The organism is Thalassobacter sp. HA4-2 (genome assembly GCF_055693705.1).
This window is the reverse complement of sequence record NZ_JBVFUK010000001.1, coordinates 2,412,360-2,434,677: the sequence shown is the minus strand read 5'-3', so window position 1 is coordinate 2,434,677 and position 22,318 is coordinate 2,412,360. Positions and strand designations below refer to the sequence as shown.

24 protein-coding genes and 3 pseudogenes are annotated in these 22,318 nt (G+C 64.5%); 6 read left to right on the top strand and 21 right to left on the bottom strand.

Annotated features, from left to right (window positions below; genetic code table 11):
• Positions 1–107: 107 nt before the first annotated feature.
• The 10 genes and pseudogenes from ACZ1G0_RS12235 to ACZ1G0_RS12190 all read right to left on the bottom strand — a co-directional run bounded on the left by ACZ1G0_RS12235 (position 108) and on the right by ACZ1G0_RS12190 (position 7,469).
• A complete protein-coding gene (locus ACZ1G0_RS12235) occupies positions 108–1,559 on the bottom strand; it encodes a DEAD/DEAH box helicase (protein ID WP_472737190.1) in 1,452 nt (483 codons plus the stop codon).
• A gap of 153 nt (positions 1,560–1,712) precedes the next feature.
• Positions 1,713–2,153, bottom strand: coding sequence for a hypothetical protein (locus ACZ1G0_RS12230; protein ID WP_472737189.1), 441 nt, complete (start codon positions 2,151–2,153; stop codon positions 1,713–1,715).
• Between the two features lie 77 nt (positions 2,154–2,230).
• Positions 2,231–2,398: a hypothetical protein gene (locus ACZ1G0_RS12225; RefSeq protein WP_472737188.1), complete on the bottom strand. Its 168-nt coding sequence runs from the start codon at positions 2,396–2,398 to the stop codon at positions 2,231–2,233.
• Positions 2,395–4,004: pseudogene (locus ACZ1G0_RS12220) on the bottom strand (peptide chain release factor 3). The gene ACZ1G0_RS12225 and the pseudogene ACZ1G0_RS12220 overlap by 4 nt, the downstream one beginning before the upstream one ends.
• Positions 4,005–4,325: 321 nt before the next feature.
• Positions 4,326–4,460, bottom strand: coding sequence for a hypothetical protein (locus tag ACZ1G0_RS12215; protein WP_472737187.1), 135 nt, complete (start codon positions 4,458–4,460; stop codon positions 4,326–4,328).
• A gap of 35 nt (positions 4,461–4,495) precedes the next feature.
• Positions 4,496–5,101, bottom strand: a complete 606-nt coding sequence (locus tag ACZ1G0_RS12210; RefSeq protein ID WP_472737186.1) for a hypothetical protein — start codon at positions 5,099–5,101, stop codon at positions 4,496–4,498.
• 23 nt (positions 5,102–5,124) lie between these two features.
• Positions 5,125–5,766, bottom strand: a complete 642-nt coding sequence (locus tag ACZ1G0_RS12205; protein WP_472737185.1) for a hypothetical protein — start codon at positions 5,764–5,766, stop codon at positions 5,125–5,127.
• A 12-nt stretch (positions 5,767–5,778) separates the two neighbouring features.
• A complete protein-coding gene (locus tag ACZ1G0_RS12200; protein WP_472737184.1) occupies positions 5,779–6,390 on the bottom strand; it encodes a hypothetical protein in 612 nt (203 codons plus the stop codon).
• Positions 6,391–6,465: 75 nt separating this feature from the next.
• The gene (locus tag ACZ1G0_RS12195) at positions 6,466–7,116 is read right to left on the bottom strand and encodes a Hint domain-containing protein (protein WP_472737183.1); all 651 of its coding nucleotides are present in this window, start codon (positions 7,114–7,116) and stop codon (positions 6,466–6,468) included.
• Entirely contained in the window at positions 7,089–7,469 is a 381-nt protein-coding gene (locus ACZ1G0_RS12190; protein ID WP_472737182.1) for a hypothetical protein, read from the bottom strand. Before ACZ1G0_RS12190 ends, ACZ1G0_RS12195 begins: the two co-directional genes overlap by 28 nt.
• A 142-nt stretch (positions 7,470–7,611) precedes the next feature.
• On the opposite strand from ACZ1G0_RS12190, the gene ACZ1G0_RS12185 reads away from it, so the two are divergent.
• The 5 genes from ACZ1G0_RS12185 to ACZ1G0_RS12165 all read left to right on the top strand — a co-directional run bounded on the left by ACZ1G0_RS12185 (position 7,612) and on the right by ACZ1G0_RS12165 (position 10,695).
• Positions 7,612–8,388 carry an SDR family oxidoreductase gene (locus tag ACZ1G0_RS12185; RefSeq protein WP_472737181.1) on the top strand — a complete coding sequence of 259 codons (777 nt, stop codon included), beginning with the start codon at positions 7,612–7,614 and terminating at the stop codon, positions 8,386–8,388.
• 71 nt (positions 8,389–8,459) lie between these two features.
• Positions 8,460–8,711, top strand: a complete 252-nt coding sequence (locus ACZ1G0_RS12180; RefSeq protein WP_472737180.1) for a hypothetical protein — start codon at positions 8,460–8,462, stop codon at positions 8,709–8,711.
• Positions 8,712–8,783: 72 nt separating this feature from the next.
• Positions 8,784–8,948, top strand: coding sequence for a hypothetical protein (locus ACZ1G0_RS12175; RefSeq protein ID WP_472737179.1), 165 nt, complete (start codon positions 8,784–8,786; stop codon positions 8,946–8,948).
• Positions 8,949–9,009: 61 nt separating this feature from the next.
• Positions 9,010–9,693, top strand: a complete 684-nt coding sequence (locus tag ACZ1G0_RS12170) for a nitroreductase family protein (protein ID WP_472737178.1) — start codon at positions 9,010–9,012, stop codon at positions 9,691–9,693.
• A 3-nt stretch (positions 9,694–9,696) separates the two neighbouring features.
• Positions 9,697–10,695: a type I glyceraldehyde-3-phosphate dehydrogenase gene (locus ACZ1G0_RS12165; protein ID WP_472737177.1), complete on the top strand. Its 999-nt coding sequence runs from the start codon at positions 9,697–9,699 to the stop codon at positions 10,693–10,695.
• Between the two features lie 8 nt (positions 10,696–10,703).
• On the opposite strand, the gene ACZ1G0_RS12160 is transcribed toward ACZ1G0_RS12165, so the two are convergent.
• The 11 genes and pseudogenes from ACZ1G0_RS12160 to ACZ1G0_RS12110 form a co-directional block, all read right to left on the bottom strand.
• Complete coding sequence (locus tag ACZ1G0_RS12160) at positions 10,704–11,522, bottom strand: beta-galactosidase (RefSeq protein WP_472737809.1); 819 nt, start codon at positions 11,520–11,522, stop codon at positions 10,704–10,706.
• 5 nt (positions 11,523–11,527) lie between these two features.
• Positions 11,528–12,501: pseudogene (locus ACZ1G0_RS12155) on the bottom strand (beta-galactosidase); the annotation flags it as partial.
• Between the two features lie 71 nt (positions 12,502–12,572).
• Positions 12,573–13,433 carry an SMP-30/gluconolactonase/LRE family protein gene (locus ACZ1G0_RS12150; protein WP_472737176.1) on the bottom strand — a complete coding sequence of 287 codons (861 nt, stop codon included), beginning with the start codon at positions 13,431–13,433 and terminating at the stop codon, positions 12,573–12,575.
• Complete coding sequence (locus ACZ1G0_RS12145) at positions 13,430–14,050, bottom strand: 2-dehydro-3-deoxy-6-phosphogalactonate aldolase (protein WP_472737175.1); 621 nt, start codon at positions 14,048–14,050, stop codon at positions 13,430–13,432. The genes ACZ1G0_RS12150 and ACZ1G0_RS12145 overlap by 4 nt, the downstream gene beginning before the upstream one ends.
• Positions 14,047–14,952, bottom strand: a complete 906-nt coding sequence (locus ACZ1G0_RS12140) for a 2-dehydro-3-deoxygalactonokinase (protein WP_472737174.1) — start codon at positions 14,950–14,952, stop codon at positions 14,047–14,049. The genes ACZ1G0_RS12145 and ACZ1G0_RS12140 overlap by 4 nt, the downstream gene beginning before the upstream one ends.
• Positions 14,949–15,713, bottom strand: a complete 765-nt coding sequence (locus ACZ1G0_RS12135) for an SDR family NAD(P)-dependent oxidoreductase (protein WP_472737807.1) — start codon at positions 15,711–15,713, stop codon at positions 14,949–14,951. Before ACZ1G0_RS12135 ends, ACZ1G0_RS12140 begins: the two co-directional genes overlap by 4 nt.
• Before the next feature lie 60 nt (positions 15,714–15,773).
• Positions 15,774–17,885 (bottom strand): annotated as a pseudogene (locus ACZ1G0_RS12130) (alpha-galactosidase); the annotation flags it as partial.
• A complete protein-coding gene (locus ACZ1G0_RS12125; protein WP_472737805.1) occupies positions 17,885–18,691 on the bottom strand; it encodes a carbohydrate ABC transporter permease in 807 nt (268 codons plus the stop codon). The gene ACZ1G0_RS12125 and the pseudogene ACZ1G0_RS12130, both read right to left, overlap by 1 nt.
• 40 nt (positions 18,692–18,731) lie before the next feature.
• On the bottom strand, positions 18,732–19,097 hold the full coding sequence (locus ACZ1G0_RS12120; RefSeq protein WP_472737173.1) for an MmcQ/YjbR family DNA-binding protein: 366 nt from the start codon (positions 19,095–19,097) through the stop codon (positions 18,732–18,734).
• Entirely contained in the window at positions 19,094–20,002 is a 909-nt protein-coding gene (locus ACZ1G0_RS12115) for a carbohydrate ABC transporter permease (protein ID WP_472737172.1), read from the bottom strand. Before ACZ1G0_RS12115 ends, ACZ1G0_RS12120 begins: the two co-directional genes overlap by 4 nt.
• Positions 20,003–20,121: 119 nt before the next feature.
• The gene (locus ACZ1G0_RS12110; RefSeq protein ID WP_472737171.1) at positions 20,122–21,369 is read right to left on the bottom strand and encodes an ABC transporter substrate-binding protein; all 1,248 of its coding nucleotides are present in this window, start codon (positions 21,367–21,369) and stop codon (positions 20,122–20,124) included.
• 146 nt (positions 21,370–21,515) lie between these two features.
• Between ACZ1G0_RS12110 and ACZ1G0_RS12105 the strand changes: the two genes are divergently transcribed.
• Entirely contained in the window at positions 21,516–22,316 is an 801-nt protein-coding gene (locus ACZ1G0_RS12105) for an IclR family transcriptional regulator (protein ID WP_472737170.1), read from the top strand.
• The last annotated feature ends 2 nt before the right edge of the window (positions 22,317–22,318 follow it).

The following is a 22,318-nucleotide window of genomic DNA, read 5'->3' as shown; positions in this document are numbered from 1 at the left end:
GCGGACCAATGACGTCGGCGCAGACTTAACACTGTCCGTAGGGCAATGAAAAAGGCCCGGTATGGTGTGCATACCGGGCCTTTTCTTGTGTCTTCGGTGTCCGCGCCTCAGGAGGCGGCTTGCTCCCGGCGTTCCTCAAAACTCATGGCGATGAAATCGGGCATGTGGTCGCCCAATCCGACGGGCGTGTCGTTGCGCCCCTGATCGCGGCCACGGCCCCCTCTGGACCGTCCACCGCGCGCAGAACGGGACCGGCTGCCGCCCTCGGTGTCGTTGCGCGGCGCGCGCTCTTCGCGGGCGGGTTTTTCGGCGGGGGCCTCCTCGGCCGGTGCAGGCGCTGTGGCCGCCGCGTCCGCCTTGGGGGCGTCGTCGGTTTTCTTGCGCCGGGTGGTGGTGCGCTTTTCCGGGCCTTTCCACGGGTTTTCACCGCGCGGAATGGGCTGTTCCACCAGCGCCTCGATGGCGGTCAGGTACTTGTCATCCGCAGGCACAGCGATGGTGAAGGCGGTCCCCAGCTTGCCCGCACGCCCGGTGCGCCCGATGCGGTGCACGTAATCCTCGGCATGGCTGGGCACGTCGAAGTTGAACACGTGGGACACGTTGGGGATATCGAGACCACGGGCCGCCACGTCAGAGGCCACAAGGAACCGCAAGGACCCATCGCGGAACCCATCCAAGGTGCGCATCCGGTGGGACTGGTCCAGATCGCCGTGGATCGGTTCAGCGTTATAGCCGTGCTTTTTCAGGGACTTGGCCACCACATCCACATCCACCTTGCGGTTGCAGAAGATGATCGCATTGCGGCATTTCTCGCCCTCGGCCTCGATGATGGCGCGCAGGATCTCGCGTTTGTCCTTGAACGCCACGTCGCGGCGGCGCGCATCGTGTTGGACCAGCACTTGCGTGATCGTGTCGGAGGTGGAGTTCTGACGCGCCACCTCGATCTTCACGGGAGCGGACAGGAAGGTGGAGGTGATCCGCTCAATCTCGGGCGCCATGGTGGCGCTGAAGAACAGGGTCTGGCGGGTAAAGGGCGTCATCTGGAAGATGCGTTCGATATCGGGGATGAACCCCATGTCCAGCATCCGGTCCGCCTCGTCCACCACCATGATCTCGACCCCGGTCAGCAACAGCTTGCCCCGTTCGAAATGGTCCAGCAGGCGGCCCGGTGTGGCGATCAGGACATCGACACCCCGGTCGATCAGCTGGTCTTGTTCCTTGAAGGACACGCCGCCGATCAGCAGGGCCTTTTTCAGGCGGCTGCCCTTGGCGTAGATGTCAAAGTTTTCCGCAACTTGTGCGGCCAGTTCACGGGTCGGGCACAGGACCAGCGACCGGGGCATCCGTGCCCGTGCGCGGCCTTTGCCCAGCAGCGTGATCATGGGCAGGGTGAAGGATGCAGTCTTGCCGGTGCCTGTCTGCGCAATGCCCAGCACATCCTTGCCTTCCAGGGCAGGGGGAATCGCGCCTTCTTGAATCGGGGTGGGGTGGGTGTAGCCAGCGGTGTCGATGGCCTTTAGGACCTTGGGGTCCAGATTGAGGTCGGAAAAAGTGGTCATATGTGTCCCGTTACGGCGCGGTCTTGGCCCCATTGCCGTGTCGCGCGAAGTGTTGGGACGCAATGGTTTCCGCGCGTCCCGTCATCGGTGCCCTGCCTTTGTGCAAGTACCACGGGGCGTAGCGGATAAAGTGCCTAGGGTCAATCGAGCGGTTCAGCGCAGGATGCGCGCCGCCGTCAGCCGGGCCGATTGTGTGGTTTCGGGGTCGGTCACGGGTTCCAGCGCGCCGCGCAGGGTGATGCGCTGGCCTTCCTCCAGACCGTCAGCGGGCACGTCCAAAACCACCGGCAGCGCGGTGCCGTGTTCCGGGTCGCCGCAGAAGGGGCAGAAACCCATGTCAGAGATCAAGATGAACTCTTCGACCTGACCCTCCTGCCAAAGGCCCACAACATATCCAGAGATATCAAATTGTTCCACGCCGTTTTCGATGGCTGCCGGAAAGATCTTGCGCACCTCGTAGGAGTTGTCGCCGACGATCTCTTCGACCTCGACCCCGCGCAGCAGGTCCCAACTGGCGTCTGCCGCGGCGGCGGTGGCGGTCAGGCCCTGAACGGCGGCAAGTGTCAATCCGATCGCGGTGGTGCTGCGTTTCATGCTCGTCTCCATTGGCTGATCCGTATGAACGAAAACCGTAGAAAATTGTCAACAATGTGGCGGCAGGGGCCGGGGGATCAGCGGGTTTGTTCCGACGCAGGCGCGGTGCGGGCGTCAATGACCGTGTTCGCCATCAAGGCGGCCAAGGCGGTCATCATGACCAGCGCGCCGACAAAGGCCCCCTTTCGCACGGTGCCCCAAAAGCGCATCATCCAGATGTCGTCCAAGTCGCGGTCGTTGGTCATACCATCATCTCCTTCGTCGCGGATAGGGTAACATCTGGATAATCCCTGACAACCCGGTCGATATCCCACTGAAGGCGCGTCAAAAACACCACGTCACCGTCGTTGTCGCGGGCGATGTGCTGTTTGTTGGCGGCGATCAGCTTGTCCACCGCGTCCTTGGGGCCGTGGACCCAGCGGGCGGAGGAAAACTGCGATTGTTCGAACCGGACGGGCAGGCCGTATTCCAATTCGATCCGGCTGGCGAGCACTTCGAACTGCAACGCGCCCACGACGCCCACGATGAAACCGCTTGATATCTCGGGCTTGAAGACCTTTGCGGCCCCTTCCTCGGCGAACTGCATCAGGGCCTTTTCAAGGTGCTTGGCCTTCATCGGGTCGCCTGCGCGCACCCCTTGCAGCAATTCCGGCGCGAAGGAGGGGATACCAGTGGCGCGCAAGGCCTCGCCTTCGGTCAGGGTATCCCCGATCCGCAACTGCCCGTGGTTGGGGATGCCGATGATGTCGCCGGCCCAGGCCTCTTCGGCCAGCTCGCGGTCGGCGGCCAGAAACAGAACGGGGTTGGAAATCGCCATGGGTTTTTTCGACCGCACATGGGTCAGCTTCATGCCCCTGTGAAAGTGTCCCGAAGCCAGCCGGACAAACGCCACGCGGTCGCGGTGCTTGGGGTCCATGTTGGCTTGAACCTTGAAAACAAAGCCAGAAACCTTCTTCTCATCCGGCGAGATTTGCCGGGGGCTGGCGGCCTGGGGTTGAGGTGGGGGCCGTATTCGGCGATGCCCTTCATCAGTTCGCGCACCCCGAAGGAGTTGATCGCAGACCCGAACCAGATGGGGGTCATGGTCCCATCCAGGAGCGCTTGCGGGTCCAGTTTTGGCAGCAATTCGCGCGCCATCTCGATTTCTTCCAGAAAGACCTCCAGCAGGTCGGCGGGCACGTGTTCGGCCAGTTTCGGATCATCCAAGCCATTGATCTCAATGGTTTCCGCAATCGTGTTCCGATCGGCGCGGTCCATCAGGTCCAGCCGATCGCGCAGGATGTCGTAGCAGCCGATGAAGTCCCGCCCCCGCCCGATGGGCCAGGAGGCCGGGGTCACGTCAATCGCCAGGTTTTCCTGGATTTCGTCAATGATCTCAAAGGTATCGCGGCTTTCGCGGTCCATCTTGTTACAAAAGGTCAGGATCGGCAGGTCGCGCAGGCGGCACACCTCGAACAGCTTTTGGGTCTGGCTCTCGACCCCCTTGGCCCCGTCGATCACCATGACCGCCGCGTCCACCGCCGTCAGGGTGCGATAGGTATCTTCGGAGAAGTCGGAGTGGCCCGGCGTGTCCACCAGATTGAACCGGAAGTCTCTGGAACCATTGGAAAAATCAAATGACATGGCCGAGGCGGAAACCGAAATACCCCGGTCCTGCTCCATCTTCATAAAGTCCGACCGGGTGCGCCGCGCCTCGCCCTTGGCGCGCACTTGACCGGCCATTTGGATCGCGCCCCCGTACAGCAGGAACTTTTCCGTAAGTGTGGTCTTACCGGCATCCGGGTGCGAGATGATCGCAAAGGTCCGGCGGCGGTCGATTTCGGGGGGCAATACAGGCGCGTTGTCTAACATAACCGCCGTATAGGCTGCAAAATGGGGTCAGACAAGCGGGGCACGACTCGTGCATGTTCCCGCACGAAACGGCCGCGACCCGTGCATGAATTGGAGCAGGTCGCCGTTTCGCGTGCGTCTGCGCTGTGCGTTTGCGTCAGTAGCTAAGCCCGCGCTGATTGGCTTCGTCCTGAGCCTACGCGAGGGTGACTGTTTGGGTCAGAGCTGCGGTGGCCAATTGTTGCGACAGTGCGTTACGCTTTTCTTCGGTATCTAGATTCCAAGACGCTTGTTGTGCATTGGCGTAGTTCGATCCCGCATAGGCGAAGACTTCGTAATTGCCTAGGTCAGGATCAAACCGTCCTTCGACAACTGGGTGTCGATATCCGTGCTCAAGTCCTCCACCCCGTTGGACATAACAGACATGGCCGCAAGGCCAAGGCCCACGACAGCGGCGGTCAAGACCACCCAGTCCACGGTGACGGCGCCGGATTAGGATTTGATGAATGTGGTCATTCCGCGCGCGCCCTTTCCAGGTAATGTTCGGTGATCTCGTTGCGGGCGATAAGTAGTTTCGCCTGCTCTTGCGCCCAATGGTGGTAGGCCGCGGGTGTCGAGTCCACTTCGGCGAGGCCACCGAAAGAGCGATTGTCGATGATGGCTTGCATGTCTTCTGCGGTTTGGCCCCATTTCATCGCAGACGCCAGTTCAGCTGTTGTCACTGTATTTGGATCGAGCGCCTGGAGCGCTGCAAGGCGGTTTTCGGCATCAAGCACGGCGGGAGCCTGTCCAGCATGGAGGCTTTCCAAGTCAGCAAGGGTGTCTTCGCTGCGCATCCGGGCCCACATGTCCAGGGTTTCGTGGTAGCTCCGCCCGCTGCGCCAGGTGTAGCCAGCCTCCATCGCGCCCATCACGCTGCGGAATTGATCAGTGTGTGTGCGCTGGGCAAAGCTTGTTGGTACAAAGCTGGTGGTTAGCTCGGCCCGGGTGTCGCCGGCGAGGTCTTCGACCCCGCTGGACACCACGGACATGGTGGCCAGGCCCAGGCCCACAAGGGCGGCGGTCAGCACGACCCAGTCGACAGTGACCGCGCCCGTATCTGAATTTAAGAATGACATTTGCTCGTCCTTTCAACAGCGGGTCAGTCGACCCGTTCGATTTGGAGGTCATCGAAGGCCACGGTCGCGCCGCCCTCTAGGCCTTGGAGGAAGACGCGGTCACGGACCACATCCAGCTCTGCCTCATGGGTGAAATACTGCCACTCGCCTGTAAGGGTGACGGTGTGATTGAGGCTGGTGGGGCCACCCGAGCCCCAATTGTTCAGCGCCATGTCAACCTCTGCGCCATCGCTGCGGGCCCAATAGCTGACTTTGTAGGTGCCGCCGACCTCAAGCTCTGCGGTATCGAGCAGCATAGTCGCCCCGCCGTGGTTGCCGGGGCCCCAGTGCCAGGAGGTCTCGCCCAGGTCGATCAGCAGGGCGCTGTCGCCGCTGATGCTGCCCAGGTCATTGCCCACCCGGACCGAGGTGGCCGTGGTGGAGTGGTTATAGGCGCCAATGCCAGCAAGGCTTTCAAATGCCTGGTCAATCGCGCGGGCGGGGTTGAAATTGGTCTGAATGATCGCGCCGCCTTCCATGCGGTTGTCCATCGTGCGTGAAAGCGTGGCCACACCGCCCGAGACAACGGACGTGGTGGCCAGGTCAAGGCCCACGAGGGCGCCGGTCAGTACGACCCAGTCCACGGTGACGGCACCTGTTTCAGATTTCACAAACGTACTGCTCATGGGGTTCTCCCCTTATTGGCCGGGCGGAAGGATGCCGCGGCGTTTCAGTTCGTCTTCATAGCGATAGGCAAAGGCGTCCATGACGGGCGCGTAGTGGTCGTAGTGTCCACGCACTTGTTCCATATCGCCCCCGTATTGGGCGACGCGTGCGTTGAAATAGGCCTCGCCGATGATGTCGGTCCCGCCTGCGTCTGTGATGGCTTGGGACAGGTCGGCGTAGGTCATGTTCGGGTCTAGGGCGAGGGCGTCCATGGCGGCACTGATCGCCTGCGCACTGGTGCGCGAAGTGCTGTAACGCTCGTATTCTGCGCCAAGTGCCGCATCATCTAACGTGTCGATGTTCGCCTGAATGGTGTCCAGATGCTTGTTGTAGTGCGCTGGCTCTGTCGCAAGCCCCTGATGCGCGCGATAAGCGGTGATGGCCGCCTCCATGCTGGGGGCTTTGGCAAAGCTTGCCCGAATGATGGTGTTGTCCCGCAATTGGCCATCGACGTCATTGGCCGCGTCTTCCACACCGCCCGACACGACGGACATCGTAGCCAGACCAAGGCCCACGAGAGCGCCGGTCAGAACGACCCAGTCAACGGTCACCGCGCCCGAGTCCGATTCTAGAAAACGTGTCATGGTCGCCTCGCGGTTCACTTGTCACCGCAAGATTGTCGAAAGAATTTGCCTTTTTTGGGGCGGAAGTGAGAAGATCTAACGGCTGGAGGCGCGTTTGAGCAGTTCGGCGGCGTCCAGCCCCGCAAGGTCGCGGGCGGAGGGTTCGGCACCGCGCGTCGGTGTCTGGTTCAGATCGGCGGCAGAGCGCGTCAGGTCATGGGCCAGATCCTCGTCAAACCCGGCCACCACGTCGGGGCTGACCAGCAGGCTTTCGGCCTGTATCCCCTCGACATAAATAATCTCGTGATGGTCAAACAGCAGGTGGAAATAATCCACATGCCCGCCCTCGCGCACAAAGATCGTTTCGTCGTTCACAAGGTGGCGGGCGCGGACCAGCACCTCGGCCCGGCCTGCGCCGATGGCATCGTGGCGTTGATAGATAAACAGGCGGTGATCCGGCGACAGCACCAGATCGCCGGCGTTGTTCAGCGCGCCCTTGGTGATGACGACGGGCGCGCGGTGCCCCTCGGCGCGCACGGTCTGGCAACCGATCCAGCGGATGGGCTGGGGGCCGTGGTCCCGGGTCAACAGTTTGTCGCCCACGGTCAGCTGCTCCACCGGGACCTGCAACCCGTTGCCCATGGTCACATGGGTGCCGCGCGTGAAACTGACGGATGTGACGTTGGCCAGAACGCCCGTATCCTCGACCAGGGCCGAGGTCAGAAGGGTGTATTCATCGCCGCGCACCAAGGGGCCAAGGGGCAGGATCGCCCGTTCCCCCCGACTTGCAGGACCAGCACCTCGACGCTGCTGCCCCGGTCGCCCATGAGCGTGTGGCGTGCGATGATCTGCACGGGCGCGCCCGGTGTGCCAAAGCTGCTGGCGGGGCTGACACGGCGGGGGGTGCCCTGCTTGGGGTTGGGGGTCAGGATCAGATCCATCGCCACGGCGCTGCGCGACAGGGTGAACAGATCGCCGGTGTTGACCTGATCGGGCAGGCCAAGGGGGTCGCCGATATAGGCCCCGACCTCGACACAGAAATGGTCGGCCCGAAAAATCTGGCATTGCTGTGTCAGGGAATGTGCGCCCGCATCGGTCATGGGTCGTATATGGCACTCCTTCGTGGCGAAATCACGGCCAATCGGGAAAAAATACGTGGCATTGTTTCGATCCTTCCGCGCGCGGGCCATTGCCGCCCCGGTCAGGTTTGCTAGGTCTTGGGAAATAACATGGGAGAGTGACATGGATCTGGGGATAAAAGGCAAGCGGGCGCTGGTGTGCGCCAGCTCCAAGGGGTTGGGGCGCGGCTGCGCCGAGGCGTTGGCACAGGCGGGTGTGGATCTGGTGATCAACGGGCGCGGGGCCGAGGCCTTGGAGGAGACGGCCACCGCCCTGCGGGCCCATGGTGTGAACGTCACGGCCGTTGTGGCCGACATCACCACCGAAGAGGGGCGCGCAGCGGTGCTGGCCGCCGCAGGCGAGGTGGACATTCTGGTCACCAACGCAGGTGGGCCGCCCCCGGGTATGTGGTCGGACTGGACCCGCGATGATTTCATCGCCGCGCTTGATGCCAACATGCTGACGCCGATTGCCTTGATGAAGGCGCTGCTGCCCGGGATGATGGACCGGGGATGGGGCCGGGTGGTCAACATCACCAGTCAATCGGTCAAGGCGCCGATCCCGGTGCTGGGCCTGTCCAACGCCGCGCGCACGGGGCTGACGGGGTACGTGGCGGGCACGGCGCGACAGGTCGCCCCCCATGGTGTGACGATCAACAACCTGCTGCCGGGTATCCACGCCACGGACCGGGCGGTGGCCTTGGATACGGGCGTGACACAGGCCCAAGGCATCTCCATGGAGGAGGCCAAGGCACAGCGCGAGGCCACGATCCCCGCCCGCCGCTACGGCACGGCGGCCGAATTCGGGGCCACCTGCGCGTTCATCTGTTCGCAACACGCGGGCTTTATGGTGGGTCAAAACGTGCTTCTGGATGGGGGTGCGACAAACGCGACAATCTGACCAAGTTGGGGCGCACTGGACGGATCGTCACAGCGCCCCACCTTACGCCTGTATTCAACGGGAGAACGACCATGTACGACCAAGGCCACACAACCCTCGCAGACACCGCAACCGACACCCGCGTGTCCCAAGCCCGCGCCGCCTACGAGGCGGAGCAGCGCCGCCGCGAAGCGCAAGGATATGCCGTGATGGCAGCGGCCATGAACTATGGCGAGGGGGCCTTGGGCAACGGCATGTTCGGCAAGGTCTCGCGCGCGGCCAAGTGGTTCACCATCTGGTTCGCCATGGTGGCCCCGGTGGTCATGGTGTTCTATCTGCGTTGACGGTGCGACATTTTGTGCCATGTTAGGGGCAGCAGCATCCAGCACGAGGGCACAATGGTTTATCCTGATCTTATGACACAAATGAAACTGGCGGCGGGCATCGTCCCCGCCAGCGAATCCGGCCAAGATGACCCCGGTGCGGGCGGTCTGGCCCCCCGGGCGGCCAAGGCGGCGATGTTCTTTTCCCTTTGGGCGGCGATGATCATCCCCGTGCTGATGATCCTGTATCTGCGCTAAGCGCCTTGAACCGGGGCGCAGGCCCCGGCACCATGGCGTAACACGTTTCAAGGGGGGCGCCATGTTCGCACACGAAAAGCTGGAATATGACGGCGGGGCAGAAACCCCGACCCTGAGCGATGCGGAAATGCAGGCCCAAGCGGCGGCCTTTTTCGAGCGGATGAAGACCCGCCGCACGATCCGCGAATTCGACACGGCCCCGATCCCGGTCGAGGTGATCGAACACGCCATTGCCACCGCCGGTCGCGCGCCCTCTGGTGCGAACCACCAGCCGTGGCACTTCACCGCCATCTCCAGCGCCGACCTTAAGGCCCGCATCCGCGCCGCCGCCGAGGAGGAGGAGCGTAAGTTCTACGACGGCGGCAATCAGGAATGGCTGGATGCGCTGGCCCCCCTTGGCACCGACGCCGACAAACCGCACCTGGAGGATGCGCCGTGGCTGATCGTGGTCTTCGCCCAACGCTACGGGGTGAACGCGGACGGCAGTCGCTACAAGAACTACTACGTGCCCGAAAGCGTCGGCATCGCCTCGGGCTTCTTGATCGCGGCGCTGCATCACGCGGGGCTGGCGACCCTGACCCATACGCCCAACCCGATGAAATTCCTGACCGAGATTTGCGGCAGGCCCGATCACGAAAAGCCGATCATGATCGTCGCCACGGGCCACGCGGCCAAAGACGCCCAGGTGCCCAAGGTGGCCAAGATGAAAAAACCCCTGTCCGAGATCATGACAGTCCTGGATTGACCCATGGCTGATCCGGTGCCCGCGCGCGTCTTTATCAATGGGTTTGGCCGCATTGGCCGGTCGATCCTGCGCGCCATGCTGCGCCGGGGCGCGGCCTTGCAGATCGCGGGCATCAACGACATCGCCCCCTTGGACACCTGCGCCTATCTGTTCGAATTCGACAGCGTCTTTGGCCCGTGGCCCGGCACGGTCGAGGTTGGCGAGGGGGTCTTGATCGTGGACGGCGTGTCCATCCCCTTCCACCGCACCCCCGATATCCGCACCTTGCGTCTGGGCGGTGTGGATCTGGTGATGGAGTGTACCGGCCGCGCCGACACCCGGGGCGAGGTGGAGCGTGGGTTGCTGGCCGGGGCGTCGCGCGTGCTGATGTCCGGGCCGTCCGCAGTGGCGGATGCGACCATCGTCATGGGGGCCAATGACGCGGATTTGACGGCGGAGTTGCGCGTCGTCTCCAACGCCTCGTGCACCACCAACGCCGTGGCCCCGGTGGTGCGCCTGCTGGATCAGGCCTACGGGCTGGTCACGGGGACGATGACGACGATCCACTGCTATACCGGGTCGCAACCCACCGTGGACAAACCCGGCCCCAACCTTGCGCGCAGCCGCGCGGCAGCGGTGTCCATGGTGCCCACGACCACCTCGGCGGGGGCGCTGGTGGATGTGGTGTTGCCGGCCCTTGCGGGACGCGTGACCTGCACCTCGGTCCGGGTGCCCGTGGCCAGCGTGTCGGCGGTGGACCTGACGGTGCAATTGGCGCGTGCCCCCGATGTGGCCGGGGTCAACGCCCTGTTCGCCCAAGCCGCAGGCCCGGTGATCGGCACCACGGACCGCCCCTTGGTCAGCGTCGACTTACGGGCGCGTCCCGAAAGCTATATCCACGCGACGCCTGAAACCTTTGTAACCGAGGGCGGCCTGCTGCGCGTCTTTGGCTGGTACGACAACGAATGGGGCTTTGCGAACCGGATGATTGACATGTCCCTGCGTATGGCCGCGCTGGGCTGACGCGCCCGTCAGGTGAACCGCACGCCAGCGGGGGGCAGGGTCTCGCCCTCGAACACTTGCGGCTCGGACGAATAGTTGAACACGAAACGCTCGGCCCCGTGGTGACGCAGGCGCACCCCTTCGGGCATTTCCGTGGGCGTCAGGCCCGCGCTGATCAGGACCCGGTTCATGATCCCGCGCGCGAAAGGCGCTGTGGGCCAGCCCGCCAGATGCCAGCGGCGGCGGTTGCGGATCAACAGGGGCCGCCCCTCGCAGCGCAGGACCACCTCGTCGTCCGTGTCCACGTGTTCGAACCAAAGCTTGACCCGCCCCTCGCGCGCCACATCCGGGCGCAGGGTCTCGACCTCTGTCACCTTGACGCTGAGGCCGGGGACATAGGGGCCGAGGGGCACCTTGGTCGACAGCTCGGCGGTTTTCAGATCCGTGCGCGGGCCGGTCAGGACACTGCCCGTAAAGGTGGTCAGGGCGCGGCGCAGCGCGTCGGACAGGCACATGACACCGGGTACGATCACCATGCGGTAGCCGGACAGGTCGGCGGTGTCGGGGGGGATGATGTCGATGCTTTGCCCAAGTTCCCGCAAGGCCCGGTACAGATCAAAGCACAGGGCAAAGTGGCTGTTGCCCACGCCTTGGGGCTGCGCCTGCCACGCCCATTGGCTGTCGTAGTCAAAGACCAAGGCGATGGGGGCGCGGGCGGTGGCGACCTCTGGTCGGTCTTTGATCTCGGCGGCGACCTCTGCCGCCTCGCCGTGGCCCGGGGCGGCGCTGCTGTCGGGGCGCAGCAGGCCTGCGTGCTGTTGTTCCTGGGCAAAGGGGCCTGCCGCCAGCGGAACCACGAGACACATTCGGCCCCGTGGGCGAACGCCTCCCACGACCACAGGCGCACCATGCCGGGCAGGGGGCCGGGTTCGAGGGGGCCCAGTTCACGGGGCCGGGCTGTTGTTCCATCACCCACCAACGGCCCCGCCCACAGGCGCGGTACAGGTCATGGTGAAACGCCTGAAAATCCGGGTCCCCCTGGCGCTGGAACGCGCGCTGGTGGTGGGGGCTGGCGGGCACGCGGTCCTCCAGAAAGCCCATGGGGTAGCTGTCCCATGTGGCAATCTCCATGTCGGCGGCGAGGGTGTAGTGGTCGAAATCCGTGACCAGCCCCATGTAGTTGTGGCTGATCGGCGCGTCGGAATGGGCGCGGATCGCCGCGACCTGCGCCCGGTTCCATGCCACCACCTGGTCGGACGAAAACCGCCGGAACGCCAGCACATGGGCCGGGTTCGGTTCGGTCACGGTCAGGTTGGGCAGGTCGATGTCATTGAAATCGCTGTACTCCATGGACCAGAACACATTGCCCCAAGCGCGGTTCAGGGCATCCACGCTTTGATACCGCTGGGCGCACCAATCGCGGAACGCATCGCGGGCCGCGGGCGAATAGCTGAGGGTGGTGTCGTGACAGCCGTATTCATTGTCCGTCTGCCATGCCGCCACCCGGTCGCCGTAGCGCGCGGCAAGGCGCGCGGCCATCTCGGCGGCGGCGGCGCGGTAGCCTGCATGGCTGAAACAATAGTGCCGCCGGGACCCGAACTTGCGCGCGCGGCCCTGATCGTCCACCGCCAGCATGTCCGGGAACCGGTCCAGCATCCAGCGCGGCGGCGTGGCCGATGGCGTGCCCAGCACGACCCGAAGGCCCGCATCCCGCAGGGTGTCAATGGCGCGGTCCAGCCAGTCAAAGGTGAACTGGCCCGGCGTAGGTTCCATCCGGGACCACGCGAATTCTCCGATCCGGACCCACGTCAGGCCAAGGTCGGCCATGCGGGCGGCGTCCTCGGCCCAGATCGTCTCGGGCCAGTGTTCGGGATAGTAACAGGTGCCCAGCGTGCGTTTCATAGGATCACCTGATGCTCCGCCTGGCCCCGGGCAGAGACCCGCGCGACAAAGGTTTTACCCGCCTGCGGTTGGGCGTTGAAATCAAGGGCCGACAGCCCTTCGGTGGCGGAGGTGGCAAACATCGTGGCCAGATCGGACCCTCCGAAGGCGGGGCAGGTCATATGGGCGGCGGGAAAGGACACAGAGGTCAGGAACCGCCCGTCCGGCGCGTGACAGGCCACCCGGTAGGCCCCCCATTGCGCCAGCCACATGTTGCCGCCCCGGTCGATCACCGCCCCGTCGGGGTTCAACCCGTGGCCGGAGAAATCCAGATAGACCTCGGGGTCCCCGTCCGGCCAGCCCTGCGCATCCAGCGCTTGTCGCCAGATGCGCCGCTGGGCGGTGTCCGCGAAATAGGCCAGCGTCCCGCAGGGGGCAAAGCAGATGGCGTTGGGGATGGTGATACCGGGGTAGAGCTGGCGCAGCTCGCCGCGATGAAACCGATAGATCGCGCCGGCGCCCCGCTCTGCCCCGCGCCCCATGGTGCCGATCCAGAACCCGCCCTGGGGGTCGGCGCGCCCGTCGTTGGACCGGGTCACGGGGTTGTCCCGTTCCAGGGCCGCGACACACTCCCGCGCGCCGGTGCCGAGGCTGAAGCGCGACAGGGCCGAGGCGGAGGCGATCAGCAGGGTGTCGTTATCCACCCAACCCGCCGCCGAGACCGGTTCATCGAATTGCCAGTGGCGCGTGGCGTCATCGGCCCGGGTGTAAAGGCGCATGGCGTTGATATCGAACCAGAACAGCTGGCCCAGCGACGGATGCCACAGCGGTCCTTCCCCAAGGCTGCAGGTGATGTCGTCGAATACGGTGCTGGTCATTGGGTGGTCCGTTGGGTGGCGGTGTCGTAGGCGGCAACGATCCGGGTCGCACGTGCCCCCACATCCTCCGCGGTCATGCCTGGTTTGTACAGCGCGCTGCCAAGGCCGAAGCCATCGGCGCTGGCGGCGATCCAGTCGCCAAAGTTCTCGGCCCCCGCGCCGCCCACGGCGTAGACCTGGGTGCCGGGGGGCAGGACCGCGCGCAGGGCTTGCAAGCCGCCCGGCCCGGCCATGGACCCGGGAAACAGTTTCAGACCCGTGGCACCTGCGTGCAATGCCGCGAAGGCTTCGGTCGGGGTAAAAACCCCGGGCCAGCTTTGCAGGCCCGCGTCCACCGTGGCGCGGATCACCTCCGTGTCGGTGTTCGGGCTGACGATGATCTGCCCGCCCGCATCGCGCACCGCGTGGACCTGATCCACGGTCAGGACCGTGCCCGCCCCCACGGTCGCCTGTGGCAGCGCCCGCGCCAGCGCCGTGATCGAGGCGTATGGATCCGGGGAGTTCAGGGGCACCTCGATGGTCGAGATGCCCGCGTCCCACAGGGCATGGCCAATTTCGGCCGCCTGCGCCGGGGTCACACCGCGCAGGATGGCGATCAGGGGTCTGGGCGCGGTCATGGGGTATCCTCCGTCAGGCGTTGGTGGCAGGCGTGCAGGCCCGCGCGGGTCATGGCCCCGGCATCGTGGGATGTGGTCTGCACCCCTTGGGCGGTCAGGGCGTTGGCGTAGTGGCGGCACAGGTCCGGCGTGCCGATCAGGGCCACGGGTTGCCCCAGCCAATAAGGTTTGGCCGCCGCGATCTCTGCCCCGATCAGAAGGCCCGCCAGCCGGGCTTTTGTCGCGCCTGGGTCCGTGCCCGTCAACAGGTCGGCGGCACGCAGGGTAAACAGTTCTGCCGCCAGACGTTCGGGCCGGGACAGGGTGGTGTCCACCCCGGCCAGAAAGGCGGCGTCGTCCCAGCGGTCGTCCGCATCGCGCACGGAATGGCGCAGCACAGACGCCTCGGACAGAAGGCCGAACATCTCGCCGGTCATGGCGGTCTGAAAGCTGACGATCTCCTCGGCCGAGATATGGGCCCATTTGGTGTGGGTCCCGGGCAGGCAGCACACGCCGTCAAAATCCTTGTGGCCCGCCAGCAGCCCCGCGATCTGAGTCTCTTCCCCGCGCATGACGTCCGGGGCAGGGGTGCGCTGCGACACGCCGGGCACGATCCGCACGTCCAGACGCGCGTCGCGGGTGGGCACGGGCACAGGTGTCAGATCGCCGGGCCGGGCCGGGGCCGGGGCATAGGGCGCCTCGTGCCAGCCCGTGCGCGCCCCCGCCATGCCCGCCACCAACACCCTTGTGGGACCGGTCAGCCAGGGGGCGATCTGAGACAGCAACGCATCCTCGTAGGCGTCGGGGGTCAGGGTGCCCATGCCCTTGTCGCAGGCAGCCTCGGCCACGACCGCAGCCCCTTGCATCCCGTAGGCGCGCAGGCGGCTGGTGCCCCAATCCACGGCAATCCAGTCGATGTTCATCCCGTCACCACCACGCCGCCGTCCACGACCATGGCCTGTCCGGTCATCATCCGGCTGGCCCCGCTGGCCAGAAACAGGACCGGGTTCACGATATCCGCGGGGGCCAGGGTATCCTTGAGGCACTGGCGGTCCAGATGGGCGGCGAGGCCTTCTTCGGTGACCCACAGGTCCTTTTGCTTTTGCGTCAGAACCCACCCCGGGGCCAGCGCGTTGACGCGGATCCGGTCGGGGCCGAATTCCCGCGCAAGGCTGCGGGTCAGCCCGTTGATCCCCGAATTGGCCGCCGTATAGGCCGGATAGCCCGCGTTCCCCATCATATAGCTGATGGAGCTGAAGTTGATGATGCTGCCCCCACCGGCGGTCTGCATCCCCGGAATGACCGTCTGGGCGGCAAAGAAATAGGCCTTGAGGTTGATGGCCTGCATCCAGTCCCAGAACGCCTCGTCCACCTCCAGGGTGGCGTGACGCTTGTCATTCGCGGCGTTGTTGACCAGCGTTGTGATGGGGCCGTGGGCCGCCGCCGCTTGGTTAATGGCCGCGCGCAGGGCGGCGGTGTCGGTGATGTCGCCTTGGATGAACAGGGGGCGGTTGCCCGTGGCCTCGGCGACCTCTTCGACGAAGGCACTGGCGTCGGACCGCCCGATAAAGGCCACCCGCGCCCCTTGGCGCAGAAACCCCTCGGTCAGTGCAGCGCCGATGCCGGACCCTCCGCCGGTGATGAAGACAGAGGCGTCGCGCAGGTCGGGAAAGGTCGGGGTCATGGTTGTCCTCACGTTTCGGGGGCGGTGTAAATTTTCGTACGAAAATTTAGGCACGACGGTGCCCTCGATCACCCACATGGTTTCGGGAAAGGCCCATGGCAGGGACAGCCCGTGGTGCATCAGCCATGCGCCCGGCACCTCGAGCGGGCCGTGTTTCAGGGCCGGTGCCCCCCGGGACAGGCCGTGGGCGTCCGCCCGGTTGCGCAGGTCAATACGGTAGGTTGCGGTGGGGTCAAGGGCGGTCAGACGCAGGGGCCGGGGCAGGATCTGCGCGCTGGTCGCGGCCTTGCCTGCAAAGACCACGAACCGGTCCCCGCCGCGTGCGATCTGTTGTTCCGCGATCACCGCCCCGTCGTCACTGTCCAGCCGCAGGATATCGGCATCGGCCATCCACGCGCGGTTTGCCTTCCACCACGCCGTCACCTCGCACAGGATTGCGTGTTCGCGGGCGTCCAACTCGCGCGGGTCCATCTCGAACCCCATGTGCCGTTGGGCCGCCACCCAAGCGCGCATGGTGATGTCCAGCGTCCGGCCAGAGGTGTGGCAGTGCCGGGGGCCCACGTGGCTGCCGGTGACGACAGACGGCAGGAACAGCGCCGCGTCATGCTGGATGCGCAGGCGTTCCAGCGCGTCGTTGCTGTCGGACAGCCAGACCCGCTGGGTGCGGGACAGGATGCCAAAGTCGATGCGACCCCCGCCAGAGGCGCAGGTCTCGATTTCCGTTGCCGGGAAATCCGCGCGCAGCCGGTCCAGCAGGGCATAGGTGCCCTCGGTCTGGGCGGCGTCGGCCATGGGCAGGACACGGTTGTGATCCCACTTGATGTAGTCGATGGCGTGGTCCCGCAGGATGGCGGCGATATGGTCATACAGATGGGCGCGCACCTCGGGCAGGGCCATGTTCAGGACCATCTGCTGTCGCCCCAGGACCTGATCCGCCGGGCCAAGGATCCAATCGGGGTGGGCGCGGGCGAGGGCGCTGTCGGGGTTGACCATCTCGGGTTCGAACCACAGGCCAAAGGTCATGCCAAGGGCGTGGACATGGGCGATCAGGGGCGTCAAGCCATCGGGGTACTTGCGCGTATCAATGCTCCAGTCCCCAAGGCTGGTGGTGTCGTCATCCCGCCGCCCGAACCAGCCATCATCCAGCACAAAGCGCTCGGCCCCGATATCGGCGGCGCGGCTGGCGATGTCGCGCAGGGTGGGCAGGTCGTGGTCGAAATAGACCGCCTCCCAACAGTTGTAGTGTACGGGCCGTGCGGTGTGGGGACGGGGCCATCTGACGATCCGGTCGCGTACGTGCCGTTGGAACGACACCGCGCAGCCGTTCAGCCCCGTTTGGGAATAGGCCAGCGTCAGGGGGGCAGTGGCAAACGCCGTGCCCGCCCCGTGGTGCATGTCTGCGGCGTGACCGAACTGGATCTGGCGGCGGCCATCGGGCAGCTCTTCGGCGATCATCCTGTGCCCGCCGGACCAGCCGTAGTGCAGCGCCCAAGCCTGCCCGGCGGTGTTGGAGGTGCCCGGCGTGGTCAGGATCAGGCCCGGGAAATGTTCGTGCCCCGTGCGGCCTGTGCGGCTTTCGCGCAGGCGGGCGCCGGGGGACCATGGGGTGCGGTTCAACTGGAACTCTCCGCACCAGCGGCCAGAGACGTCGATCATGGCGTCCGATGCCGCCGCCCCGGGCAGGACGGGGGCAGACAGCCACGACAGGTGCACCGGATCCGCAGAGGTCAGGTGGGTTTGGGCGGTGATCACGCCGGTGTCCCTGTCGGCGGCGAAGGTAAAGGTCAGGGTCAGACCCTGTGCACTGTCCGTGTAGGTCAGCGCCAGCTTACCGTTGTGGGTGCTGTCCGACCCATAGGCAAAGCGCGGAAACAGGGGCGTTCCGTCGCCGCCGCGCAGGACCATGCCCGGCTGCCCCGGAAAGCTGCGCGTGGCCTCGGGGCACAGGCTCAGGTCCGGGTTTTCGTCCAGCATCCCGCCGGTCACATCCAGCGTGTGGGCCGCGTGCAGGGCCGCAAGGTCCGCCCCCGCCGGCAAGGGCACACCCCAGTGGATCACCTGCGGCAGGCGGTCCGTGTGGGCAGACAGCACGAGGGTCTGAACATCCGTATCCAGCCGCCACTTGCGCACAAACGCAGGCACAGCGGCAGGCAAAGGCGCTGTGGCGGGCATTACTTCACCGCCCCCAATGTCAGCCCGGCGATAAAGTGGCGCTGCATCAAAAAGAACATCAGCACGGGCGGCAGGGCGGCAACGATGCTGCCCGCGCTCATCAGGTGATAGGCCGCGCGGTACTGGCTGTTGAAACTGGTGATGCCTGCGGTGACCGGCTGGCTGTCTGGCCCTTGGGTCAGGACGATGGCCCAGAAATAGTCGTTCCAGATGAAGGTAAAGATCAGAACGGCCAGCGCCGCCAGCGCCGGTTTCATCAGGGGCAGGACGACGTACCAGAAAATCTTCCATTCCGCGACACCCTCGACCCGGGCCGCCTCGATCAAGGGATAGGGCAGGGCGCGGATGAAGTTGCGCATGAACAGGGTGCAGAACCCGGTCTGAAACGCGATGTGGAACAGGATCAACCCGGTTTTGGTGTCATAAAGGCCAAGGCCCAGCGTCAGGTCCCGCACGGGCACCATCAGGATCTGAAAGGGCACAAAGTTGCCCGCGATGAACAGAAAGAAGATCAACAGGTTGCCGCGGAATTTGTAGATGCCAAGGGCAAAGCCCGTCATGGACGACAGGGCGATGGTGCCAAGGACCGTGGGCACGGTGATCAACAGCGAGTTCAGCAGATAGCGCGGCATGTCGCTGTCAAAAAACACCCGGCCATAGTTGGCAAAGAACTCGAACGTCGAGGGCAGGCCCCAATAATTGCCGTTGGTGAAATCCGCGTCCGGCTTGATCGAAAAGATGGCCACGGCGATCAGGGGCAGCAGCCACAGGATCAGCGCGATGGGCAGCAGGATCTGGTAAGTGATTTGCCACGCGCGCGAGGTTTTTTCGAGGGGGTGGGGAACATCAGCTCGTCTCCCTTTGGGGCAGGGTGGCTTGCACCTTTTTGGTCAGCCCCGCGCGGATGGTGTCATAGGACAGGGTGATGCGGTGGGTGGCCTCGTCCGTGTCGATCGCGCCCAAGGTCAGCCCGACCCAAGCCCCGCGAAAGTATGCGGGCTTGTGGGCGGCCCCGGCGTCCATCAGCATACGGGCGGTGTCCGTGTCGCGCACACGCACGACAACCGTGTCGGTGTTCGTGGCCCGGGTGTCCGTGTGGCCATAGCAGGCAAACATCTTGCCGCCGATCTTCCACGCGTCCAACTCTCCGGGGCCGGACAGGACCGCGCCGGGCTGGGCCGCACAGATCGCGTCGAACTGATCCCGTGTCATCGCGCGGCCTTTTCGTCTTGGTACATGGACCACAGGAAGTAGGCGATGAAGAACAGCATGATGAAAAACAGCACCACCGCGATGGCCGCGCCATACCCCATGCGGAACCCGAACTCCGACAGGGATTCCTCGAACATATAGAACGACAGGACCCTGGTGGACCCGAAGGGCCCGCCGTTGGTCATGATCGAGATCAGGTCAAAGGACCGCAGCGCCCCGATGATCGTCACCACAAAGGCGATGAAGGTCGCAGGTTTCAGCTGCGGCAGGATCACATACCATAGCATCTTGTGGCCCTTGGCCCCGTCCAGACGCGCGGCCTCGACCTGTTCGGGGTCCACGGCGTTCAGGCCCGTCAGGTACAGGATCATGCAATAGGCGGTCTGGGGCCACAGGCCCGCGGCGATGATCCCATAGGTTGCCATAGACGGGTCGCCCAGAATGTTCACGGGGCCCGCGCCAAACACCGCCAGAAAGGCGTTCAAGAGCCCCTCGCGCGGCAGGTAGAACCACGAAAACACAAGGCCCACGACCACTTGGCTGATCACGAAGGGAAAGAAAAACAGGGACTTGTAGACCCGGATGCCGCGCACGGTCTGGTTCAGGAACAAGGCGATGAACAGGCCCATGGGGATCGCCAGCAGGTACAAAAACAGCCACTTGATGTTGTTCCAAAAGCTGGTCTCGAACTTGCGATCCCCGCCCAGCAGACGCTCGTAGTTGGCCAGCCCGACCCATTCCTTTTCGCCCAACCCGTCCCATTCGTGGAACGAAATCCAGACCGACTGGAAGATCGGGATGATCACGTAAAGGGCAAAGAACAAGATGCCGGGCAACAGGAACAGCCACGGGGTGACCGCGATTTCGTTGCGTTTGTACCAGCTGCGGGTGTCTGTCAGGGCCATCGTGCTCTCCGAAGGTCAACACATGCGAAAGCCCGGTTCGGGCTTGCGGATGGGGTGACGCGGGGCGGGACAAGTCCCGCCCTACGGTAGGGTGGGACTTGTCCCACCCCCTGTTTGGATCACTCGTAGATACGCTGACGCGCGTCTTCGAGGCGGGCCAGGATGTCGTCCAGATTGTCTGGGAACACCATGAACTCCTGCAGGCCTTCCATGCCGACGCTGGCCATTTCCGCCGGGAAGTCGCGGTCAAAGAACTGCATGATGCCGCCGCCTGCGTTGTTGGACAGCATATCGAACCCCTGCTGGATGAACTTGTCATCGGACACGGTCGCGCTGGCGTTCACGGGCAACTGGCCCAGATCGGCGTTGATCGCCCCTTGCACATCGGCAGAGGTCACAAAGCGCAGGAATTCCTTGGCCGCCTCGACGTTCGAGGCCCCGCTGGCGATGTGGAACGTGTCCGTGGGCGCATCCTCGGCGGGGGCGACGTCAGGGTTGATCGTGGGGAACTGGTAGAAATCCAGCTGATCATCGGTCAGCCCACCGTCGCGCATGGGGGCCACGGCAAAGTTGCCCATCAGATAGGCCGCCGCTTCGCCGTCCAGCATGAAGGGCAACGCCTCTTGCCAGCTGTAGGTCTGGTGGTCGTCGATGAAGGCGCCCATGTCGATCAGCTGACGCCAGTTGGCAAAGGTCTGACGCACGCGGTCGTCGGTCCATTCGACCTCGCCGCGGGCCAGCGCGATGTGGAAGTCATAGCCGTTTGTGCGCGAATTCAGATAGTCGAACCAGCCGCCTGCGGTCCACAGGAACTTGGTCCCGATGGTGTAACACTTGCGCCCCGAATCGAGGATCGCCTGACAGTTGGCCAGCTCTTCTTCCCAGGTGGTGGGTTCCGACAGGCCCAGCTCTTCGAAGATGTCGGCGCGGTAGTAGATGCCCCACTGGTAGTAGGTATAGGGCACGCCCCACTGCTTGCCGTCCAGGGTCATCGCCCCCTTGGTCGAGGCCAGCGCGTCAAACGCAGGCTCTGCCCACAGGTCCGACACATCCATGAACAGACCCGCATCCACAAACGGCAGCATCCGGTTGGCGGCGTACCAGTTGATCACGTCCGGCGCATTGGCGGACAAAGAGTTGCGGATCTGCGTTTTCCACGCCTCGCGGTCAACGATCTCCAACTCCACGTTCAGGTTGGGGTGCAACGCGCCGAAGTCAGCGGCCAATCCCTCCATCACGGCACGCGGGGCCGGGTTCGACATGTCCGACACGATCCGCAGATCGCCAGACAGCTCTGCCGATGCCGGTGCAGATAGCATAGATGTGGCAAGCAGCGCCGCAAACGACGCCTTTAGAATGGAACGCATGGTGTCCTCCCCTTTGGTTCCTATGGTGGTTTCTTTTGGATTAAAGTTCCAAATAATGAAACCGTGTTTCTTATATTGAAATCATGGATGGATGTGCATAGCCTGTCAACACCTTTGCGGGGCAGCCCGCTGGTCTGGGAGGGCTCATGGGACATCAGGCACCATCGCGGGACGGAACCGTCGGCAAGGCACTGGACGTGCTGGACATGGTCGTGGCCATGGGCCGCCCGGTCCGCTTTGCCGAGTTGCAGGCCCAGGCCCCCTTTCCCAAGGCGACCCTGTACCGATTGGTGCAGACTCTGACGTCCCAGGGGATGCTGGCCTATGACCCTGATCGCCAGACCTATGCCCTTGGCCTGCGTCTGGTGCGTATGGCCCATGGCGCATGGCGCCAAAGTTCCATCGCGCCCATCGCGCGTCCCCACCTTTTGGCCCTGTCCCGGGACATGGGGCTGACCGTCCACTTGGCACAGCTGGACGGGGCGCAGGTTCTGTACCTCGACAAATGCAACCCCGCCCAAGCGCCCGAGATGTATTCCGCCGCCGGCAAGATCGGCCCGGCCTATTGCACTGGCGTGGGCAAGGCGATGCTGGCCCACCTGCCAGAGCCGGAGTTGGAGCAGGTCCTGGCCCAGCAGTCGTTCCACCGCTTCACCGATCAGACCTTCACCACGCCAGCGACCCTGCGCGCCGAGCTGGCCGCCATCCGCGACCGCGGCCATAGTTTCGACAACGAAGAGCACGAGGTCGGCATCATCTGTCTGGCCCTGCCGATCCTGACGGACACGGGCCGCGTGGCAGGGGCGATTTCGGTGACTGGCTCCACATCACGCACGAGTCTGGCGCGACTTGCCACAGATCGTGCACGAGTCGCACAGGCCGCCCAGGCCATTGCCCGGGACCTGCAAAATTGGACTTTTCCCGACCAACAAGAACAGAAAGGCTAGCC

What these genes read in the sequence shown, in the direction of transcription:
- ACZ1G0_RS12235 (WP_472737190.1), bottom strand. Translation starts at nt 1,559, where the DNA reads ATGACCACTTTTTCCGACCTCAATCTGGACCCCAAGGTCCTAAAGGCC.
- ACZ1G0_RS12230 (WP_472737189.1), bottom strand. Translation starts at nt 2,153, where the DNA reads ATGAAACGCAGCACCACCGCGATCGGATTGACACTTGCCGCCGTTCAG.
- ACZ1G0_RS12225 (WP_472737188.1), bottom strand. Translation starts at nt 2,398, where the DNA reads ATGACCAACGACCGCGACTTGGACGACATCTGGATGATGCGCTTTTGG.
- ACZ1G0_RS12210 (WP_472737186.1), bottom strand. Translation starts at nt 5,101, where the DNA reads ATGTCATTCTTAAATTCAGATACGGGCGCGGTCACTGTCGACTGGGTC.
- ACZ1G0_RS12205 (WP_472737185.1), bottom strand. Translation starts at nt 5,766, where the DNA reads ATGAGCAGTACGTTTGTGAAATCTGAAACAGGTGCCGTCACCGTGGAC.
- ACZ1G0_RS12200 (WP_472737184.1), bottom strand. Translation starts at nt 6,390, where the DNA reads ATGACACGTTTTCTAGAATCGGACTCGGGCGCGGTGACCGTTGACTGG.
- ACZ1G0_RS12190 (WP_472737182.1), bottom strand. Translation starts at nt 7,469, where the DNA reads ATGACCGATGCGGGCGCACATTCCCTGACACAGCAATGCCAGATTTTT.
- ACZ1G0_RS12185 (WP_472737181.1), top strand. Translation starts at nt 7,612, where the DNA reads ATGGATCTGGGGATAAAAGGCAAGCGGGCGCTGGTGTGCGCCAGCTCC.
- ACZ1G0_RS12180 (WP_472737180.1), top strand. Translation starts at nt 8,460, where the DNA reads ATGTACGACCAAGGCCACACAACCCTCGCAGACACCGCAACCGACACC.
- ACZ1G0_RS12175 (WP_472737179.1), top strand. Translation starts at nt 8,784, where the DNA reads ATGACACAAATGAAACTGGCGGCGGGCATCGTCCCCGCCAGCGAATCC.
- ACZ1G0_RS12170 (WP_472737178.1), top strand. Translation starts at nt 9,010, where the DNA reads ATGTTCGCACACGAAAAGCTGGAATATGACGGCGGGGCAGAAACCCCG.
- ACZ1G0_RS12165 (WP_472737177.1), top strand. Translation starts at nt 9,697, where the DNA reads ATGGCTGATCCGGTGCCCGCGCGCGTCTTTATCAATGGGTTTGGCCGC.
- ACZ1G0_RS12150 (WP_472737176.1), bottom strand. Translation starts at nt 13,433, where the DNA reads ATGACCAGCACCGTATTCGACGACATCACCTGCAGCCTTGGGGAAGGA.
- ACZ1G0_RS12145 (WP_472737175.1), bottom strand. Translation starts at nt 14,050, where the DNA reads ATGACCGCGCCCAGACCCCTGATCGCCATCCTGCGCGGTGTGACCCCG.
- ACZ1G0_RS12140 (WP_472737174.1), bottom strand. Translation starts at nt 14,952, where the DNA reads ATGAACATCGACTGGATTGCCGTGGATTGGGGCACCAGCCGCCTGCGC.
- ACZ1G0_RS12135 (WP_472737807.1), bottom strand. Translation starts at nt 15,713, where the DNA reads ATGACCCCGACCTTTCCCGACCTGCGCGACGCCTCTGTCTTCATCACC.
- ACZ1G0_RS12120 (WP_472737173.1), bottom strand. Translation starts at nt 19,097, where the DNA reads ATGACACGGGATCAGTTCGACGCGATCTGTGCGGCCCAGCCCGGCGCG.
- ACZ1G0_RS12115 (WP_472737172.1), bottom strand. Translation starts at nt 20,002, where the DNA reads ATGGCCCTGACAGACACCCGCAGCTGGTACAAACGCAACGAAATCGCG.
- ACZ1G0_RS12110 (WP_472737171.1), bottom strand. Translation starts at nt 21,369, where the DNA reads ATGCGTTCCATTCTAAAGGCGTCGTTTGCGGCGCTGCTTGCCACATCT.
- ACZ1G0_RS12105 (WP_472737170.1), top strand. Translation starts at nt 21,516, where the DNA reads ATGGGACATCAGGCACCATCGCGGGACGGAACCGTCGGCAAGGCACTG.